The organism is Zobellella iuensis (assembly GCF_016746085.1).
Classification (GTDB): domain Bacteria; phylum Pseudomonadota; class Gammaproteobacteria; order Enterobacterales; family Aeromonadaceae; genus Oceanimonas; species Oceanimonas iuensis.
This window is the reverse complement of sequence record NZ_JAERTZ010000023.1, coordinates 82,167-99,470: the sequence shown is the minus strand read 5'-3', so window position 1 is coordinate 99,470 and position 17,304 is coordinate 82,167. Positions and strand designations below refer to the sequence as shown.

Annotated in this window: 17 protein-coding genes; 7 read left to right on the top strand and 10 right to left on the bottom strand. The window is 65.8% G+C overall.

The genetic code is table 11. The features are described from left to right. Window positions 1-125: 125 nt before the first annotated feature. Window positions 126-977, bottom strand: coding sequence for a LysR family transcriptional regulator (locus tag JKV55_RS10845; RefSeq protein WP_202085130.1), 852 nt, complete (start codon window positions 975-977; stop codon window positions 126-128). Window positions 978-1,134: 157 nt separating this feature from the next. Here JKV55_RS10845 and btuC point away from each other — a divergent pair, with 157 nt between their 5' ends. Both btuC and JKV55_RS10835 read left to right on the top strand, forming a co-directional pair. Then, the gene (gene btuC, locus JKV55_RS10840; protein ID WP_202085128.1) at window positions 1,135-2,142 is read left to right on the top strand and encodes a vitamin B12 ABC transporter permease BtuC; all 1,008 of its coding nucleotides are present in this window, start codon (window positions 1,135-1,137) and stop codon (window positions 2,140-2,142) included. Next, a complete protein-coding gene (locus tag JKV55_RS10835; RefSeq protein ID WP_202085126.1) occupies window positions 2,129-2,893 on the top strand; it encodes a vitamin B12 ABC transporter ATP-binding protein BtuD in 765 nt (254 codons plus the stop codon). Before btuC ends, JKV55_RS10835 begins: the two co-directional genes overlap by 14 nt. 232 nt (window positions 2,894-3,125) lie before the next feature. On the opposite strand, the gene JKV55_RS10830 is transcribed toward JKV55_RS10835, so the two are convergent. Further along, window positions 3,126-4,166 carry a 3-deoxy-7-phosphoheptulonate synthase gene (locus JKV55_RS10830; RefSeq protein WP_202085118.1) on the bottom strand — a complete coding sequence of 347 codons (1,041 nt, stop codon included), beginning with the start codon at window positions 4,164-4,166 and terminating at the stop codon, window positions 3,126-3,128. Between the two features lie 105 nt (window positions 4,167-4,271). Next, window positions 4,272-4,682 (bottom strand): VOC family protein, encoded by a 411-nt coding sequence (locus tag JKV55_RS10825; RefSeq protein WP_202085116.1) that lies wholly within the window; start codon window positions 4,680-4,682, stop codon window positions 4,272-4,274. 75 nt (window positions 4,683-4,757) lie between these two features. Between JKV55_RS10825 and JKV55_RS10820 the strand changes: the two genes are divergently transcribed. Then, the gene (locus JKV55_RS10820) at window positions 4,758-5,060 is read left to right on the top strand and encodes a putative quinol monooxygenase (protein ID WP_202085114.1); all 303 of its coding nucleotides are present in this window, start codon (window positions 4,758-4,760) and stop codon (window positions 5,058-5,060) included. Between the two features lie 158 nt (window positions 5,061-5,218). Here the strand turns inward: JKV55_RS10820 and JKV55_RS10815 are convergent, their stop codons facing one another. Beyond that, on the bottom strand, window positions 5,219-6,223 hold the full coding sequence (locus JKV55_RS10815; protein ID WP_202085112.1) for an LLM class flavin-dependent oxidoreductase: 1,005 nt from the start codon (window positions 6,221-6,223) through the stop codon (window positions 5,219-5,221). Between the two features lie 112 nt (window positions 6,224-6,335). Between JKV55_RS10815 and JKV55_RS10810 the strand changes: the two genes are divergently transcribed. After that, complete coding sequence (locus tag JKV55_RS10810; protein ID WP_202085110.1) at window positions 6,336-6,821, top strand: prolyl-tRNA synthetase associated domain-containing protein; 486 nt, start codon at window positions 6,336-6,338, stop codon at window positions 6,819-6,821. A 52-nt stretch (window positions 6,822-6,873) separates the two neighbouring features. On the opposite strand, the gene ansA is transcribed toward JKV55_RS10810, so the two are convergent. Together ansA and sppA are read right to left on the bottom strand one after the other, a co-directional pair. Continuing rightward, complete coding sequence (ansA, locus tag JKV55_RS10805) at window positions 6,874-7,890, bottom strand: asparaginase (RefSeq protein ID WP_202085108.1); 1,017 nt, start codon at window positions 7,888-7,890, stop codon at window positions 6,874-6,876. After that, complete coding sequence (gene sppA / locus JKV55_RS10800; protein WP_202085105.1) at window positions 7,890-9,728, bottom strand: signal peptide peptidase SppA; 1,839 nt, start codon at window positions 9,726-9,728, stop codon at window positions 7,890-7,892. Before sppA ends, ansA begins: the two co-directional genes overlap by 1 nt. A 166-nt stretch (window positions 9,729-9,894) precedes the next feature. Between sppA and JKV55_RS10795 the strand changes: the two genes are divergently transcribed. Beyond that, window positions 9,895-11,901 (top strand): NADPH-dependent 2,4-dienoyl-CoA reductase, encoded by a 2,007-nt coding sequence (locus JKV55_RS10795; RefSeq protein WP_202085104.1) that lies wholly within the window; start codon window positions 9,895-9,897, stop codon window positions 11,899-11,901. 27 nt (window positions 11,902-11,928) lie between these two features. On the opposite strand, the gene JKV55_RS10790 is transcribed toward JKV55_RS10795, so the two are convergent. Further along, window positions 11,929-12,969, bottom strand: coding sequence for a PLP-dependent cysteine synthase family protein (locus JKV55_RS10790; RefSeq protein WP_202085102.1), 1,041 nt, complete (start codon window positions 12,967-12,969; stop codon window positions 11,929-11,931). Window positions 12,970-13,164: 195 nt separating this feature from the next. Between JKV55_RS10790 and JKV55_RS10785 the strand changes: the two genes are divergently transcribed. Beyond that, the gene (locus JKV55_RS10785; RefSeq protein ID WP_202085100.1) at window positions 13,165-13,623 is read left to right on the top strand and encodes an Lrp/AsnC family transcriptional regulator; all 459 of its coding nucleotides are present in this window, start codon (window positions 13,165-13,167) and stop codon (window positions 13,621-13,623) included. A gap of 245 nt (window positions 13,624-13,868) precedes the next feature. Here JKV55_RS10785 and JKV55_RS10780 read toward each other — a convergent pair whose 3' ends face one another. Both JKV55_RS10780 and JKV55_RS10775 read right to left on the bottom strand, forming a co-directional pair. Next, window positions 13,869-14,198, bottom strand: a complete 330-nt coding sequence (locus JKV55_RS10780) for an antibiotic biosynthesis monooxygenase (RefSeq protein WP_202085098.1) — start codon at window positions 14,196-14,198, stop codon at window positions 13,869-13,871. 98 nt (window positions 14,199-14,296) lie between these two features. Next, on the bottom strand, window positions 14,297-15,091 hold the full coding sequence (locus tag JKV55_RS10775; RefSeq protein ID WP_202085095.1) for an AraC family transcriptional regulator: 795 nt from the start codon (window positions 15,089-15,091) through the stop codon (window positions 14,297-14,299). 92 nt (window positions 15,092-15,183) lie between these two features. Here JKV55_RS10775 and JKV55_RS10770 point away from each other — a divergent pair, with 92 nt between their 5' ends. Continuing rightward, on the top strand, window positions 15,184-16,158 hold the full coding sequence (locus JKV55_RS10770; protein ID WP_202085144.1) for a bile acid:sodium symporter family protein: 975 nt from the start codon (window positions 15,184-15,186) through the stop codon (window positions 16,156-16,158). Here the strand turns inward: JKV55_RS10770 and JKV55_RS10765 are convergent. After that, window positions 16,142-17,302: a Na/Pi symporter gene (locus JKV55_RS10765; RefSeq protein ID WP_202085142.1), complete on the bottom strand. Its 1,161-nt coding sequence runs from the start codon at window positions 17,300-17,302 to the stop codon at window positions 16,142-16,144. The two genes, JKV55_RS10770 and JKV55_RS10765, sit on opposite strands and share 17 nt — an antisense overlap. Window positions 17,303-17,304 lie beyond the last annotated feature (2 nt).

Genomic DNA, 17,304 nt, shown 5'->3' with positions numbered 1-17,304 from the left:
CCTCACCGGACTATGGGCCTGCATGCAGACTGAAACGGCGTTCGATTCCGCTTTGCTGTTCAGTGAAGAGCACATGAAATCTTGATTTTAAACAGAGTATCTACGGGAGCGCCCGCCACGCCGCTTTACCCCGCCAGCCCGGCGAAGTGCCGTTCCAGTACCGCAATCAGGCTGGCCAGCCGCTCCCGCTTGCGGGAGCTAGGCCGGAACACCAGGCTGACCGGCCGGGTCAGGCGGCTGCCCGCGGGCGGGGCATGTTGCAGGGCCGGGTCTATGCCCATCAGCCGGGCTACCCCGAGCGGCACCACCGCCGGCGCCACCCCGGCCCGGCCCAGCTCGGCGGCGGCAAAGTAGGAGTCCATCTGCATCCAGGGTATGAGCCCGGCGCTGCGCAGCCGGTGCTCCAGGTAGCGGTTGGCCGGGTTGCCGAGATCGATGGTCACCACCGCCAACGGCTGGCCGAAGTCGGGCGGTGCGGGAGACACCAGCACCATTTGTTCTTCCAGCAGCGGCACCACTTCCAGCCCCCGGGCGTGGAGGATTTCCCCGGCACAGACCCCCAGCACCGCATCGCCGGCGCGCACCCGCTCCAGGATCACCGGAGTGTGGTGGGTGGAAAACTGCAGATAAGGGTCGCGGCGCAGATAGCGGTTGAGCAGGGGCCCCAGGTAGCCGGCCAGTATGGTTTCCGAGCAGGCGATGGCCAAGGGGCTCTGATCGGTGAGGTGCTGGCTGTCGAACAACTGGCCCCTGAGTTCGTTCAGGCTGGGGCCGATGCGTTCCAGCAGGGCCAGGGCATCGGGGGTGAGCCGCAGGTGGCGGCCGTCCGGCTCCACCAGTTTCTTGCCGAGACGTGCTTCCAGGTTGCTGATCCGTTTGCTTACCGCCGACTGGGTAATGTAGAGCCGGCCGGCCACCTTGCCCATGGTCTTTTCCTGAGCCAGCAGGGTGAGGGTTTCCAGTCCTTCGAGTAGCATGCGGGTACCTATTCCGGTTGGGAATATTCCAGTGTAACAGCCTTTAGCGCACAACGCAGGCCGCCACCAAAAGCGGCCCGGTACGGAACCCGCTCCGTGTTTTGCCGCTCCGCCAAGGGTGATACCATGGCGTTTTTATGCCGACGAGAGCACCACTGTGCTGAGCGCACTGCTGATCCAACAACAATATAAGTACCGTTACTGGCTGCTGGGGCTGGGGGCCGCCCTGTTGCTGGCCGTGTTGCTCAGCCTGCAACTGGGCGCCGTGGGGGTGGGCATCGAGGCGCTGTGGCGGCCGGTATCGGCTCTGGAGCAGCAGGTATTCTGGCAGCTGCGCCTGCCGCGCACCCTGCTGGCGGTGCTGGTGGGGGCCAGCCTGGCCCTGTGCGGTGCCGTGCTGCAGGTGCTGCTGCACAATCCCCTGGCCGAGCCGGGGCTGATAGGCATTTCCAGCGGCGCCAGCCTGGCGGCGGTACTGACGCTGTCATTGTCGACCCATTTTGGCCTGCAACTGCCCTACTGGAGCCTGTCGCTGGCGGCCTTTGTCGGCGCCCTGGTGGTGACCCTGCTTCTGCTGGCCCTGGCCCGGCGCCGCCTGGGCCAGGGCGCCTTGCTGCTGTTCGGGGTGGCGGTGGGTATTTTCGCCAACGCCATCCTCACCTGGCTGCTGTACCTGGCCGACGATGCTTCGCTGCGCACCTTTCTGTTCTGGATGATGGGCAGCCTGGGCTACGGCCAGCAGCTGTCGTTCTGGTGGTGGTTGCCGGCGCTACTGACCCTGGGCTGGCTGACGACGCAGGGGCGGCGACTCGATATGCTGGCGCTGGGCGAAAACCAGGCCCGGTTGCTGGGGCTCGATGTGCACCGGCTGCGTCCCCGGCTGGTGCTGGCGGTGTGCCTGCTCACCGCCTTCTGTGTGGCCATGGCCGGGGTCATCGGTTTTATCGGCCTGGTGGTGCCGCATCTGCTGCGGTTGCTGGTGGGCGGCCAGCAGCGTTTCCTGCTACCGGCCTCGGTGCTGGCGGGGGCTGCGCTGCTGACCCTGGCCGATGTGGCGGCGCGCCAGACCCTGGCCGTGGGCGAATTGCCCATCGGGGCCGTGACCGCCACCCTGGGCGCCCCGGTCTTCATCTGGTTGCTGGTACGCCGTTATGCTGGAACTTGAGCAGTTTGTCCTGGCCGGTCGGGTCGGGCCCCTGAGCGGCGAGTTCAGGGCGGGCACCCTGACCCTGCTGATCGGCCCCAACGGCAGCGGCAAGTCCAGCCTGCTGGCGGGTGTGGCCGGCCTCGCCGAGGGCGAGGGCCGGGTGCGGCTGTTGGGTAAGGATCTGCACGGTTTCGACTTGAGTGAACTGGCCCGGCACAGGGCCATGCTGGCCCAGCAGGCCCAGCTACCCCAGGGTTTGCGGGGGTTCGAACTGCTGGCGCTGGCTGCCGAGCCGGTGGGCGGGGTGAGCGAGGCGGTGTGCCTGGCCATGGCCGGGCTCGGTGCCCCGCTGGGGCTGGACAACCTCTATGCCCGCCCGCTGACCAGCCTGTCGGGGGGAGAGCAGCAGCGGCTGCTGATCGCCAGGACACTGCTGCAGGTGGATCCCAAGGTGAACCCGGACGGTGCCCTGCTGCTGCTGGACGAGCCCCTGGCCGGGCTCGACTGGCAGCACCAGCTCGCCACCCTGCGCCTGCTGCGCCGTTATGCCGGGCAGGGGCTGGCGGTGGTGGCTTCCATCCACGATATCAACCTGGCCTGCCAGTACGCGGACGAGATCTGGTGCCTGCACCGGGGCCGGCTCGCCGCCCGGGGCGGGCCCGAGGTGGTGACGCCCGAGCTGATTGCCGAGGTGTTCGGGGTCCGGGTGCGGCTGCTGGAGCAGGACGGCACCCGGCTGCTGCTGCCGGACACTGAAGCTGGAAGCTAGATGCCGGAAGCCGGACTAAAGCTGGAAGCTATATGCCGGAAGCTGGAAGAAAAACCCTTGTGGATGTGGCATCGAGCTTGTTCTTAAACAGGGTGCTGCCTGGCTGCCCGCTCCGCGTTCCATGTGAAAAAAGCTGCGATCTTGCACTAAATTGCAGCCATCATCACTTCCAGCTTCCAGCTTCCAGCTTCCAGCTTCCAGCTTCCAGCTTCCAGCTTCCAGCTTCCAGCTTCTAGCTTTCAGCCTGGTACAGCATCTCCAGCAGTTGTTCGCTGTCTTCCCAGCCCAGGCAGGCGTCGGTGATGCTCTGGCCGAACACCTCGGCCTTGCCGTTCACCACTTCCTGGCGGCCAGGCTCGATAAAGCTCTCGGCCATGATGCCGGCGATATGGGGGCTGCCCTGGCGCAGCTGGCGGCAGATGTCTTCCGCCACCAGCAGCTGGCGCTGGTGTTGCTTGAGGCTGTTGCCGTGGCTGAGATCCACCACCAGCCGGGGGGAGAGCCCGACCTGCGCCAAGCCCGCGGCGGCCTGGGCCACGCTGTCCGCGTCGTAGTTGGGCTCTTTGCCGCCGCGCAGTATCAGGTGGCCGTAGGGATTGCCGTCGGTCTGGTAGATGGTCATGCGGCCATCCTTGTCCGGCGAGCAGAAGATATGGGGATGGCTCGCCGCCCGCACCGCGTCCAGGGCAATCTGGATATTGCCGTCGGTGCCGTTCTTGAAGCCCACCGGGCAGGACAGGGCCGAGGCCATTTCCCGGTGCACCTGGGATTCGGTGGTGCGCGCGCCTATGGCGCCCCAGCTGATCAGGTCCGCAATATACTGGCCGGTCACCATATCCAGGAATTCGGTGGCGGTGGGCAGGCCTAAGGCATTGATGTCGCACAGGAGCTTGCGCGCCAGGCCGAGGCCGGTGTTGACGTCGAAGCTGCCGTCCAGGTGCGGATCGTTGATCAACCCCTTCCAGCCCACTATGGTGCGGGGCTTCTCGAAGTAGGTGCGCATCACTATGCACAGTTTGTCGGCATAGCGGGCGCGCAGCGGCGCCAGCCGCTCGGCGTAGGCCAGGGCGGCGGCCGGGTCGTGGATGGAGCAGGGGCCGATGATCACCAGCAGCTTGTGGCTGTTACCGGTGAGGATGGCTTCAATCTCGGCCCGGGCGCCGAGTACCGTCTCGGCCATGGTGTCGGACAGGGGGTATTGTTCGCTCAGCTGGTGCGGCGTGATCAGGGCCGCCAGCCGGCGACTCCTCAGTTCATCGGTATGCAAGGACATGGAGTTTCTCTAAATACGGGAAGAATCGGGGTGCGTACGCACTATGTCCTTACCATAACGGAAAGCCGTGGCAGGGAAAACCACGGCGAAGGGAGAAAACGGAATTTATTCCGGCAGGCTGAAGCGCTGGCCGGAGATGGCCGGGTGATAGATAGGCTGGATCACGTTGCCGGCGGGATCGGTGATATGGAAGCTGCGGGCGCCGTCGCCATGGTCGAAGGGCCGGTCCAGCAGGGTGACGCCCTGGCTCTTGAAGTACAGGTACCACTGGTCCAGCTCTTCCTTGCTGTCCACGATAAAGCCGAAGTGATCCATGCGCTGCACGCCGCTGGCGGGCAGATCGGAACGGCCCAGGGAGAGGTTGTCGTTGCCGCAGGTGAGGTACACCAGATCCTCGTGGGCCCGGTTCAGTATCTCCATGCCCATGATCTCGGTGTAAAACTGCACGCATTCTTCCAGGTTGGGCATGGTGAAGGCGATATGGCGCATGCCGTTGAAACGACCGGGTCTTTCCATGGCGGGGCTCCTTGTCTCTTTACGGAAAATATTGTGTACTGTTTGTTTAATTAAGATAAACAAATGGAGTTTACAATGTATTCAATTATTGTCAAAACCAAGCTCAAGCCGGGTACCACCCAGGCATTTCTCGACGCCATGCTGCCCAACGCCGCCGCCTCGGTGCGCGATGAGCCCGGCTGTCATACCTTCGATGTGTTGCAGGACAAGGCGGATCCCGAGCTGTTCTGGCTGTATGAAATCTACCAGGACGAAGCGGCCCTGGCGGCCCACAAGGAAACCCCGCACTACCAGGCCAGCCGCGCCGTGGTCAACGAACTGATCGCCGAGCAGTCGGTGATCCGCGCCGGGGTGCTGGCGGTCAATCCGGCACGCTAAGATCCGTGCCCGGAGCCCCCGCCTGCGCGGGGGAGACGGCATAAAGGCGGTCATTCCCGCGAAGGCGGGAATCCAGGGACCGGCGACGGGGCTGAGTCCGGCCCCTTGTCCTGCCGAGACAGCTTGCGCCGGTAGGAGGAATGATTACGCTTCCCGCTTCAGCCCACCAGGCCCACCAGGCCCGCCAGCAGCGACAGGCTGTGGTGGCGGGCACCCTGATCGTAGATATCGGACACCACCATCAGCTCGTTGGCGCCGGTTTGGGCCAGCAGCACCTCCAGCTTTTGTGCCACCCGGTCCGGGCTGCCGATCACGGCGGCGCCGAGGAAGCCCTCCACCCCGCGCTGCTCGTGAGGCAGCCAGCGCTGGTCCATGTCGGTGACCGGCGGTTGCAGTTGGCGGCCCTCGCCGCGCAACAGCGACAGCACCTTCTGTTGCGCCGTGCTGGCCAGGAACCCGGCCTCCCGGTCGCTGTCGGCGACGATGGCCGGCACGCCCAGCATCAGGTAGGGCTCGGCCAGCACGTCCGAAGGCCGGAACCGGTCTTTATAGATGGCCACCGCCTCATGCAGCATGCGCGGCGCGAAGTGGGAGGCGAAGGCGTAGGGCAGGCCGAGCTGCGCCGCCAGCTGGGCGCTGAACAGGCTGGAGCCGAGCAGCCAGATGGGCACATTGGTGCCGGCGCCGGGAATGGCCATCAGCTTCTGGCCATGGCGGGCCGGCCCCAGCAGCTGCCGCAACTGCTGTACCTGTTCGGGAAAGTCCTCGCCGTCTTCCGGCCGGCGGCGCAGGGCGCGCATGGTGTCGGGATCCGTGCCCGGGGCCCGGCCCAGGCCTAGATCGATGCGACCCGGGTACATGGTGGCCAGGGTGCCGAACTGCTCGGCCACCACCAGCGGCGGGTGATTGGGCAGCATGATGCCGCCGGAGCCGACCCGGATACGGGAAGTCTGGCCGGCGATATGGCCCACCAGCACGGCGGTGGCGGAGCTGGCGATGCCGTCCAGGTTGTGGTGCTCCGCCAGCCAGAAACGCTCGAAGCCGAGGCCCTCCACATGGCGGGCCAGGGCGACCGAGTTGGCGATGGCGTCGGCGGCGTCGAAACCGCTACGGATATGCACCAGGTCCAGGATGGACAGTTTGACCTTGGATAATAGGCTCATAAATGGTAATGGTATCGATTGAAACAATAGCCCGATAACAGCATATTTCGCCGGCATCCGCTATCCAAAGAAGGCATATCTTATGCCGATGGCTGAAAAACGGAGAGCAATCATGGACATCATGGCGCGGCTGGCCGACTGGCAGATCCGGCCGCCGCTTATCGAACACCCGCCACTGCACCGTTGCGACGACGCCGACCGGCTGCTGCTGGACAGGCCCGGCACCCGGCTCAAGAACCTGTTCCTGCGCGACAACTACGGCCGCCGCCACGCCCTGCTGCTGACCCGGCCCGACAAGCAGGTGGATCTCAAGGCCCTGTCCCGCCGGGTGGGCTGGTCGCGCATCGGTTTCGCCTCGGCCGAGCGGCTGCGGCGCTACCTGGGTGTGGCCCCCGGCCAGGTGTCGGTGCTGGCGCTGGTGAACGACGGGGAGCAACAGGTAGAGCTGTGGCTGGATGAGGAGCTGAAGGATGGGGACGACTTTCACTGCCATCCCCTGCGCAATACCGCCACCCTGCTGCTGAGCCGCGCCGATCTGCTGCGCTTTGCCGAGCACACCGGCCACCCCATTCAATGGCTGGCGGTACCGGAGTGTTAGCCGTCTTGCCAGCCAATCATCCAGCTTCAGGCATCCAGCCTCCAGCTTCCGGCTATCCCGCCGGGCTTAGCTCGCCCCTCAGGCTCTGGCCCATCAGCTTGCGGATCTGCTCCGGCGGCAGCTTTTTGCTGAGCAGGTAGTGCAGCTTGGTGAGTGCCGCTTCCGTGGTCATGTCGTAACCCGAGATCACCCCGGCTTCGGCCAGGGCATGGCCGGTGGCGTAGCCTTCCATATTGACCGAGCCGCGCAGGCACTGGGTGAGGTTGACGATAACCACGCCCCGGGCCGAGGCCTCGGCCAGCAGCTTGAGCATGGCATCGTTCTGGGGCGCGTTGCCCACCCCGTAGGACAACAGCAGCAGCGCCTTGACCGGCTGGCGCAGCAGGTTGCCGATCACCTCGGCGGAAATGCCCGGATACAGGGTCACCACCCCGATGGGCTGGGGCGTGATGGGGCTGACCGTCAGCGGCTTGCCGCGGGCACCGCCGATCTCGCCCGCTTCCAGGCTGATATGGATGCCGGCGTTGAGCAGGGGCGGGAAGTTGGGGGAGTCGAAGGCGTTGAAGCCGTCGGCGTGCACCTTGCTGGCCCTGTTGCCCCGATACAGCCGGTTGTTGAAGAACAGTCCCACCTCGTGGATGGGGTACTCGGCGGCGATATAAAGGGCGTTGAGCAGGTTGTTGCGGCCGTCGGAGCGCAGCTCCACCAGCGGGATCTGGGAGCCGGTGACGATCACCGGCTTTTCCAGATCCTCCAGCATGAACGACAGCGCCGAGGCGGTGAAGGCCATGGTGTCGGTGCCGTGCAGTACCACGAAGCCGTCGTAGCGGTCGTAGTTGGCCCTGATGTCGTCGGCGATGCGCTGCCAGTCGGCGGGGCTCATGTCCGAGGAGTCGATCAGCGGATCGTACTCATGGATATGGTAATCGGGCATTTCCGGGCGGTGCAGCTCAGGGGTGTTGGCCAGGCTGTCGGTCATAAAGCCCGCCAGGGGCACATAGCCCTTGGCGGATTTCTGCATGCCGATGGTGCCGCCGGTGTAGGCGATGTAGATCTTTTTCTTGTCCATCAGAACTCCTGGCATTCCACGCACAGCACGTACTGGCCCTTGACGTCGTCGAACCGGGCCAGGGCGGACAGCTCCCGGCCCAACTGCTCGCCGGCCGGGCGCAGGGCGGCGGGCAGGGCGCTTTGCACCAGGCCGGTCAGCGTATTGCCCGAATCCAGCAGCAGCTGCTCCAGCAGCATCTCCTTGGTGGAGGGTTGCAGCCGCACCGGCTTGACCCTGAACTCCGGCAGGCCGGCCAGTTCGGCGGCACCGGCCAGGGCGTCGTCCAGGTAGCCCAGCTCGTCCACCAGCCCCAGCTCCCTGGCGTCCGTTCCGGTCCATACATGGCCCTGGGCGGCGCGTTCCACCTGCTCCGGGCTCAGGCCCCGGCCATCGGCCACCAGGCTGACGAAGCGGTCATAGGTATGCTCCACCCCGAGCTGGATCAGCTCCTTGGTATGCTCGGGCAGGCCGGTGGTGAGGCCGGCGCCGACGAAGTCGGTGGTGCCCACGCCATCGGTGTTGAGGCCGAGCTTCTCGAAGGCCTCCTCGAAGGTGAGGAAGAGGCCGAACACGCCGATGGAGCCGGTAAGGGTGGTGGGGGCGGCGTAGATCCGGTCGGCGTCCGCCGCTATCCAGTAACCGCCCGAGGCGGCGGTACCGCCCATGGATACCACCAGCGGCTTGCCGCTGTCCTTGAACTGCAGCAGGGCGGTGCGGATCTGCTCGGCGGCGAAGGCGCTGCCGCCGGGGCTGTCGATGCGCAGCACCAGGGCCTGGATATCCGCATCCAGCCGGGCTTCCTCCACCAGTTGGCTGATGTACTCGTCGTTGATGGTGTTGCTGCCGGCCTCGCCGCTCATGATGGCGCCGCTGGCGGTGATTAGCCCCACCGCCGGGGCGCTGTGGCGCCGCCGCTCGCTGCGGCTGAGGTAGGTGGGGAGCTCCACGCCCATGTACTGGTTGGCCTGGCTGTCCCAGCCTACCTGCTCGGCCACGGTTTCCAGCATCTCGGTGCGGCTGGCCAGGCGATCCACCAGGCCCTGCTCCAGGGCATAGCGGGCCGGATCGCCGCCGGCGGCGCGGAAGCGGCTCAGCAGTTGCTCCTTGTCCGGGCTGATGTGGTCGGCCGGTATGCCGCGCAGGGTGACGATGTTGTCCTGGTAGTGCTGCCACAGCTGGTTCAGCCAGCGCAGGGTGTCTTCCCGGCTTTCTTCCGACATGTCGTCACGCAGGTAGGGCTCCACGAAGGACTTGTAGGTGCCCACCCGGAACACATGGGGAGTGATGTTGAAACGTTCGAAGGCCGATTTGTAGTGCAGCCGGTACACGCCCATGCCCTGTATGGTCACGGCGCCCGCCGGGTTGAGCAGGATCTCGTCGGCGTGGGCGGCCAGGTAGTACTGGCTCTGGGTGTAGTAGTCGCCGATGGCGTACACCGGTTTGCCCGAGGTCTTGAAGCCTTCGATGGCCTCGCCGATTTCATCCAGCCGGGTCAGGCTGGACTCGGTCATGTTCTGCAGCCGGAGCACCAGGGCCTGGATGCGGTCGTCGTTGCGGGCCCGGTCCAGGGCCTCCTTGATCTGGCCCAGGGTCATGGGTGGCGGCGTGGTGTCGCCGGCCAGCCACTTTTGGGCCAGGCGGCGCGGACTGACCGGATCGTCCTGCTCCAGGATGGAGCCGGTGATGGTGAGGCTGAGGGCGGCGCTGTCCGGCAGCCGGGGCTTTTCATCCTTGGCGGTGAAGAGCAGAACAAAGGAGACCAGAACGGCCAGAAAAATCAGGTTGATAATCAACATGCGAATGGCATTCAGCACCCGGCCCAGGGTGCGGAGAAACCATTTGATGGCAGACCACATAGCGACGCCTTAAATAAGAAAAATTGTCGAATCGGTCCATTATGACGTGAGCGGCGGCACAATACCACGGATGCCATGATCGCCGGATGTAAAACAAGTGTTTGAAAAAGGTGTTTTAATCCATTAGCCTGAACAGGTCATGTCGGCATTTATCGGCGGAGGGATCATGAGCCGTTACCCCCATTTACTGGCGCCCCTGGATTTGGGCTTCACCACCTTGAAAAACCGGGTCCTGATGGGCTCCATGCACACCGGCTTGGAAGAAGAGAAGGGCGGCTTCAAGAAGCTGGCCGCCTTTTACCGGGAGCGGGCCCGGGGCGGGGTGGGGCTTATCATCACCGGCGGCATTGCCCCCAACTTCCGTGGCCGGTTGATGCCCCACGCCGCCCAGCTCAGCTTTCCCTGGCAACTGGCCAAACACCGGCTGGTGACCGGGGCCGTGCACCAAGAGGGCGGCAAGATAGCGTTGCAGATACTGCATGCGGGACGCTATGCCTACCATCCCTTCCTGCAGGCGCCTTCCGCCGAGCAGGCGCCCATCAGCCCCTTCAAGCCGGCGGTGATGAGCGAGCGCCAAATTCGCAACTGCATCGACGACTTCGCCAACACCGCCCGGCTGGCGCGGGAAGCCGGCTACGACGGGGTCGAGATCATGGGCTCCGAGGGCTACCTTATCAACCAGTTCATCTGTGCCCGCACCAACCGGCGGGACGATGGCTGGGGCGGCGACGCCGGGCGTCGCAACCGTTTCCCCCTGGAAACGGTGCGGGCGGTGCGCGCCGCCGTGGGCGAGGACTTCATCATCATCTTCCGGCTGTCGATGCTGGATCTGGTGGAGCAGGGTTCCAGCCTGGAAGAAGTGATCGCCCTGGGCCAGGCCCTGGAGCGGGCCGGGGTGAGCATCATCAACACCGGCATCGGCTGGCACGAGGCGCGGGTGCCCACCATCGCCACCAGCGTGCCCCGAGCCGCCTTCGGCTGGGTCACCGAGCGGGTGCGGCAGGCGCTGTCGGTGCCGGTGGTGGCCACTAACCGCATCAACACCCCCGAGGTGGCCGAGACCATACTGGCCGGCGGCCAGGCGGATCTGGTGTGCATGGCCCGGCCCTTCCTGGCGGATGCGGACTTCGTCGCCAAGGCGGCGGCGGGCACGCCCGAGCTTATCAACACCTGCATCGCCTGCAACCAGGCCTGCCTGGATCATATCTTCAAGGGCCGGCGCGCCTCCTGCCTGGTCAATCCCCGGGCCTGCCACGAAACCGAGCTGAACTTCCTGCCCACGACGGCCCCCAAACGGCTGGCGGTGGTGGGCGCGGGGCCGGCGGGCATGAGCTTCGCCTGCGAGGCGGCGGCCCGCGGCCACAGTGTGACCCTGTTCGACCGGGCAGCGGACATCGGCGGCCAGTTCAACTACGCCAAGCAGATCCCGGGCAAGGAGGAGTTTTATGAGACCCTGCGTTATTTCCGGGAGCGGCTGGCGCGAAGCGAGGTGAACCTGCGCCTGGGCACAGAAGCCACGCCCGAGCGGCTGGCGGAGTTCGACGAGGTGGTGCTGGCCACCGGCATACGCCCGCGCACCCCCGAGATAGAGGGGATCCATCATCCCAGGGTGCTGAGCTACCTGGACGTGCTGGCGCGCCAGGCCCCGGTGGGGGAGAAAGTGGCCATCATCGGTGCCGGCGGCATCGGCTTCGACCTGGCTGAATACCTGGTGGCCACTCCGGCCCAGAGCACAGAGCAGTGGCTGGCGGAGTGGGGCATAGACAAGGATTACCGGGAGCCGGGGGCGCTGATGACGCCGGTGCCGGTCGCCCCCGGTCGCCGGGTCTGGCTGCTGCAGCGCAAGGCCGGCAACCCGGGCCAGGGCCTGGGCAAGACCACCGGCTGGATCCACAAGGCCAGCCTGCGCCACCACGGGGTTAAGATGTGGGGGGGAATAAGCTACCAGCGCATCGACGACGCCGGCCTGCATATCGAGAAGGACGGCGAAAGCTACTGCCTGGAGGTGGACAATGTTATCGTCTGCGCCGGCCAGGAGCCGGAGCGCGGCCTGCAGGCGACGCTGGCCGCGCGGGGCCAGAAGGTGCACCTGATCGGCGGCGCCGATGTGGCCGCCGAACTGGACGCCAAGCGCGCCATCCGCCAGGGCGCCGAACTGGCGGCGGGGATATGAGCCACCCCGCCGTAGGGTGTCTCTTGCCTAACCCAGCTCCGCCAGCTGTTGCCGGTAGGGGGCGATATCGCCGATATGCTCCGCGACCCAGGTCGGGTGGTAATAGGTGTCGAGGTAGCGTTCGCCGCCGTCGCACATCAGTGTGACGATGGAACCCCGTTCTCCCGCCTCCTGCATGCGCCGGGCCAGTTGCAGCGCGCCCCACAGGTTGGTGCCGGTGGAGCCGCCGGCCTTGCGGCCCAGGATCTGTTCCAGCCAGTGGATGGTGGCGATGCTGGCGGCGTCCGGCACCTTGATCATCTCGTCGATCACCTCGGGCAGGAAGGAGGCTTCCACCCGCGGCCGGCCTATGCCCTCGATACGGCCGCCGGCCTGGCTGGTGAGGCCGGGGTTGCCGGTGCGGTAGCTGTCGTAGAACACCGAATGTTCCGGATCCACCACCACCAGCCGGCTGTCCAGCCCCAGGTAGCGGATATAGCGGCCCAGGGTGGCGGAGGTGCCGCCGGTGCCGGCGCTCATGACGATGGCCCTGGGCACCGGGTGGGGCTCTTCCGCCATCTGCCGGAAGATGCTTTCGGCGATATTGTTGTTGCCGCGCCAGTCGGTGGCCCGCTCGGCGTAGGTGAACTGATCCATATAGTGTCCGCCGCTCTCCCGCGCCAGCCGCTCGGCTTCGGCGTAGACCTCGCCCGCGTGGCTCACGAAATGGCAGCGCCCGCCCAGCCGTTCCACCTGGGCGATTTTGCTGCGGGTGGTGTGGCGCGGCATCACGGCGGTGAAGGGCAGTTGCAGCAGCCGGGCGAAGTAGGCCTCCGACACCGCCGTGCTGCCGGAGGACGCCTCCACCACCGGGGTGCCTGCGCGCACCTTGCCGCTGCAGATGGCGTGCAGGAACAGGGAGCGGGCCAGCCGGTGCTTGAGGCTGCCGGTGGGGTGGGTGCTCTCGTCCTTGAGGTAGATGTCGACACCCCTGAGGCCGGGGATATCCAGCCGGTAGAGGTGGGTGTCGGAGGTGCGCAGCTGATCGCTGGAGAGGGTGCGCAGGGCGGTGCGGATCCAGTGGTTCATGGTCGGGTTCCCGGTGGTGGTAGGCGAGGAGCTATCATCGACGGTTGGCTTGGGCAACAACCTGTCTCTTTTAACTGAGCGCTGTTAGCAATATTCCAGGAATTGTATCCCCGCCTTCAGGGAATAAGTTTTCCTTATTTCCGTCGTGGGTGCTATTTTTTGGAAAATTTTTCTCCGTATTTAAGGTTTAAGAGAATGGATGATTTCGACAGGCGGATCCTGGCGCTGTTGCAGCAGGATGCCACCCTGGCGCTGAAGGATCTGGCCGAGGCGGTGAATTTATCCACCACTCCCTGCTGGAAGCGGGTCAAGCGGCTGGAGGAAGAGGGCTATATCCGCGCCCGGGTGGCGCTGCTCGACGGCGAGCGGCTGGGGCTCGGGCTTTCGGTGTTTGTGCAGATCAAGACCCAGCGCCACGACAGCCGCTGGCTGGCCCGCTTTGCCGAGACGGTGACCGCCTTCGAGGAGGTGGTGGAGTTCTACCGCATGTCCGGCGACTGGGACTATCTGCTGCGGGTGGTGGTGGCCGACATCGCGGCCTATGACCGCTTCTACAAGAAGCTGATCACCAGCACCGAAGGGCTGTCGGACATCACCTCCAGCTTCGCCATGGAGCAGATCAAGTACAGCACGGCGCTGCCCCTGGGTGGGTAAGCACCTGCCGACAACCCCCTCGGATTGCTCTGCGGCTACTTCCGCGATGTATCCGGTTACTCCCGCGATGTATCCGGTCACTCCCGCGCAGGCGGGAGTCCAGTGCAAGCTCTCATGGATCTCCGCCTTGGCGGAGATGGCCGGTATTAAACAGCGGTGATGATTGGGGAATATCTGGCGAAAAAAGGACGGCAAACCTCGTCACCCAGCAGGCGGACGCCGGCGGGGCCGGCTCCGCCTGGCTGTCAGATATTCAGGCTTTCATCCTCCGCCGCCCTGGACTGGGCGGTGATTAGGGTGGTGACCAGGCCGCCGCTGATCTCGGGCGGGCCCGCGACCAGGCTGGCGATGTTTTCCCTGACCCAGTCGGCGGCCAGCCGGTTGGAGGCGGCGGCGTTGTCGGCGCTGTCGAACAGGCTGAACGACACCACCACATCGTTGCCGGCATTCAGCGCATAGTAGGCGATAAAGCCGGGTGCCTGGCTGATGATGGCGGCAAAGCCCTGGTTGACCCGCTGTAACAGTTCTTCTGCTGCACCGGGCCGGATTTTGTACCTGCGTATGCTCGCATGCATGATGTGCTCCTCCCGTTGAAAACCGGTGTGGTGCCCGCCTGCACGCTGCGGGCACTTTAAGTATCGGCGCAAAGGGCGGCCCCTGCCGGGAGGTCCCGTCAACCTTGCTGCATATAGTCGCCCGGGGTGCGGCCGAGCAGCGCCCGGAAGGCGGCGATAAAGGCGGACAGGCTGTCGTAGCCGCAGGCCAGGGCCACGTCGGTGATGCGCTCACCCCGCTCCAGCAGGGGCAGGGCGGCCAGCAGCCGGCAGCGCTGGCGCCATTGGCGAAAGCTCATGCCGGTGTCGGCCTTGAACGCCCGGCTCAGGGTCTTGTCGCTGAGCCCCAGTTGCGCGCTGAAATGGCCCAGCGGCAGGGCACAGTCCGGCTGCGCCGCCAGTTGCCGGCACAGGGGCTGCAGCCGCGGATCCCGCGGCCAGGGCAGCACCAGATCGCGGCTGGGGGCGGCGGCCAACCGGTCGAGCAGCACCCGCACCAGCCGGCCCTCGGCGCCGGCGTCGTCGTATTCCACCGGAAAGTGGCTGAAGGCGACGATCAGCTCCCGCAACAGGGGGCTGATGTCCAGTACCCGGCAGCTCCGCGCCGGCAGGGCATCGGCCGCGATATAGAGGCTGCGGATCCGGGTGTTATGCCCGGGCCGTACCCCATGCTCCAGGCCGGGCGGTATCCACACCGCCAGGTTGGGTGGCGCCAGGTAGCGGGCATCGGCGGTGTCCACCGTGACCACGCCGCGCTCCGCGTAGGAAAGCTGCACCCAGGGGTGGCGATGGGGGAGATCTATGGCCTGGTTGGGCAGGGACTGGACATGGCCCAGCACCGGGCGGGGCAGGGTCGACAGCTGTTCCAACTGCTGCAACAACGCGCGGCCATTGTCCGTTGAAAGATATTTCATCTACTTTTACCGACAAACTCCGGTTGGGCTTCAGGTTACAGTGTCGCCCTTATCGACTCAACCCGGAACCTGCCATGCTCGGTCATTTACGATTGCTGTTCGACAACTTCACCCTGACTCTGCTGGCGGTGGTGGCCGCCGCCACCCTGCTGCCGGCCAGCGGGCAGGGCGCGCTCTTCTTCGAAGGGATTACCGCCGCCGCCATCGCCCTGCTGTTTTTTATGCACGGCGCCAGGCTGTCGCGCCGGGCCATTATCGACGGCGCCACCCACTGGCGGCTGCACCTGCTGGTGTTCGGCTGTACCTTCGTGCTGTTTCCGCTGCTGGGGCTGGCGCTCAGGCCCGTGTTACTGCCGCTGCTGGGCGAGCCGCTTTACCTGGGCGTGTTGTTTTTGTGCCTGTTGCCGGGCACGGTACAGTCGGCCATCGCCTTCACCTCCCTGGCCGGGGGCAATGTACCGGCGGCGGTGTGCAGCGCCTCGGCCTCGAGCCTGCTCGGCATCCTGCTTACGCCGGTGCTGGTGGGGCTGCTGCTCCAGGTGCAGGCGGACACGCAAGCCGGCGCCACCCTGGAGGCCATCGGCGCCATCAGCCTGCAACTGCTGCTGCCCTTCGCGGCGGGGCACTGGCTCAGGCCCCGTATCGGCCACTGGGTGGACCGGCGCCGCGCCCTGTTGGCCCGGGTGGATCAGGGCTCCATCCTGCTGGTGGTCTATACCGCCTTCAGTGCGTCCGTGGTGGAGGGATTGTGGAACGCGGTGTCGCCTGCACGGCTGGCGTTGCTCAGCCTGGTGTGCTGCCTGTTGCTGGCCCTGGTGCTGTTGCTCACCGCCTGGCTGGGGCGACGGCTGGGGTTTAACCGGGAAGACCAGATCAGCATCGTCTTCTGCGGCTCCAAAAAGAGCATGGCCACGGGCGTACCCATGGCCAAGGTGCTGTTCGCGGGATCCATGCTGGGCCCGGCGCTGCTGCCGCTGATGCTGTTCCACCAGATCCAGCTGATGGTGTGTGCCGTGCTGGCCCGGCACTATGCCCGCCGGGGCGAGGGGGTCAGAACAGCTGGCTGACGCCCACCATGGCCAGCGGCAGGGCGAAGAAAACGCCGCCGATATAGGCCACCACATAGCCCTTGTTGCGCTGGGCCTGGTGGGCCAGGGTCTCGGCCATGCGCACCGGCAACTGGCGCAGGAAGGGCAGCAGGTAGATAAGGGCGATGGCCAGCAGGTTGAACAGCAGGTGCACCAGGGCGATTTGCAGGGCCACCAGGGCCGAGGCGCCGGTGATGGCGGTGGCGGCCAGCAGGGCGGTGATGGTGGTGCCGATATTGCTGCCCAGGATAAAGGGGTACACCTGCTTGAGGGAGAAGACGCCGCTGCCGGCCAGGGGCACGATCAGCGAGGTGGTGGTGGTGGAGGACTGCACCAGCACGGTGACCAGGGTGCCGGAGGCCATGCCGGACGCCGGACCGCGACCCACGGCGCTACGCAGTATGTTCATGGCCCGGCCCACCATCAGGGTACGCAGTATGCGGCCGATCTGGGTCACCACCAGCAGGATCAGGGCGATGCCCACCAGGATCAGCGCCACGCCCGACCACAGCCCCGGCAGCCAGCCGGTGGCGCCGCTCAGCACATTGCCCGCCGGCGCCAGCAGCGTCTTCATAAAATTCATGCCGCTCATGCTGACGCTGGCGTCGCTTACCAGCAGGCCGGCCAGGTATTCGGAGGCGGTGGCCAGGGGGCGGAACAGCAGCTCCAGGGGCAGCAGTATGGCCACCGCCAGGATATTGAAGCTGTCGTGCACGGTGGCGGCGGAAAAGGCGCGACGGAATTCCTCGCCGTTGCGGATATGGCCCAGGCTCACCAGGGTGCTGGTCAGCGAGGTGCCGATATTGGCGCCCATTACCATGGGAATGGCGATGGCGATGGGCAGGCCGCCGGCGACCATGCCGACGATGATGGAGGTGACGGTGCTGGAGCTCTGGATCAGCGCCGTGGCCAGTACGCCGATGATCAGCGCGATAACCGGGTTGGAGGCAAAGGCGAACAGCTCCTGGGCGTTGCTGCCGGTGGCGGCCTTGAAGCCGTCGCCGATGGCGCCCACGGCGGCCAGCAGCATGTAAATCAGAAAGGCGACCAGCAGCCAGGACAGCCAGCTCGACTGGGCGCTGTTGTCTGCGGTTCCGGGAGCGGCGGTGGATTCCAGGTTCATCA

Excerpts from the sequence above, each read along its gene's own strand:
- JKV55_RS10810 (WP_202085110.1), top strand. The coding sequence starts at position 6,336 with ATGGACATCATGGCGCGGCTGGCCGACTGGCAGATCCGGCCGCCGCTT.
- JKV55_RS10830 (WP_202085118.1), bottom strand. The coding sequence starts at position 4,166 with ATGTCCTTGCATACCGATGAACTGAGGAGTCGCCGGCTGGCGGCCCTG.
- JKV55_RS10780 (WP_202085098.1), bottom strand. The coding sequence starts at position 14,198 with ATGCATGCGAGCATACGCAGGTACAAAATCCGGCCCGGTGCAGCAGAA.
- ansA (WP_202085108.1), bottom strand. The coding sequence starts at position 7,890 with ATGGACAAGAAAAAGATCTACATCGCCTACACCGGCGGCACCATCGGC.
- JKV55_RS10790 (WP_202085102.1), bottom strand. The coding sequence starts at position 12,969 with ATGAACCACTGGATCCGCACCGCCCTGCGCACCCTCTCCAGCGATCAG.
- JKV55_RS10775 (WP_202085095.1), bottom strand. The coding sequence starts at position 15,091 with ATGAAATATCTTTCAACGGACAATGGCCGCGCGTTGTTGCAGCAGTTG.
- JKV55_RS10835 (WP_202085126.1), top strand. The coding sequence starts at position 2,129 with ATGCTGGAACTTGAGCAGTTTGTCCTGGCCGGTCGGGTCGGGCCCCTG.
- JKV55_RS10795 (WP_202085104.1), top strand. The coding sequence starts at position 9,895 with ATGAGCCGTTACCCCCATTTACTGGCGCCCCTGGATTTGGGCTTCACC.
- JKV55_RS10765 (WP_202085142.1), bottom strand. The coding sequence starts at position 17,302 with ATGAACCTGGAATCCACCGCCGCTCCCGGAACCGCAGACAACAGCGCC.
- JKV55_RS10820 (WP_202085114.1), top strand. The coding sequence starts at position 4,758 with ATGTATTCAATTATTGTCAAAACCAAGCTCAAGCCGGGTACCACCCAG.
- JKV55_RS10845 (WP_202085130.1), bottom strand. The coding sequence starts at position 977 with ATGCTACTCGAAGGACTGGAAACCCTCACCCTGCTGGCTCAGGAAAAG.
- sppA (WP_202085105.1), bottom strand. The coding sequence starts at position 9,728 with ATGTGGTCTGCCATCAAATGGTTTCTCCGCACCCTGGGCCGGGTGCTG.
- JKV55_RS10825 (WP_202085116.1), bottom strand. The coding sequence starts at position 4,682 with ATGGAAAGACCCGGTCGTTTCAACGGCATGCGCCATATCGCCTTCACC.
- JKV55_RS10785 (WP_202085100.1), top strand. The coding sequence starts at position 13,165 with ATGGATGATTTCGACAGGCGGATCCTGGCGCTGTTGCAGCAGGATGCC.
- JKV55_RS10815 (WP_202085112.1), bottom strand. The coding sequence starts at position 6,223 with ATGAGCCTATTATCCAAGGTCAAACTGTCCATCCTGGACCTGGTGCAT.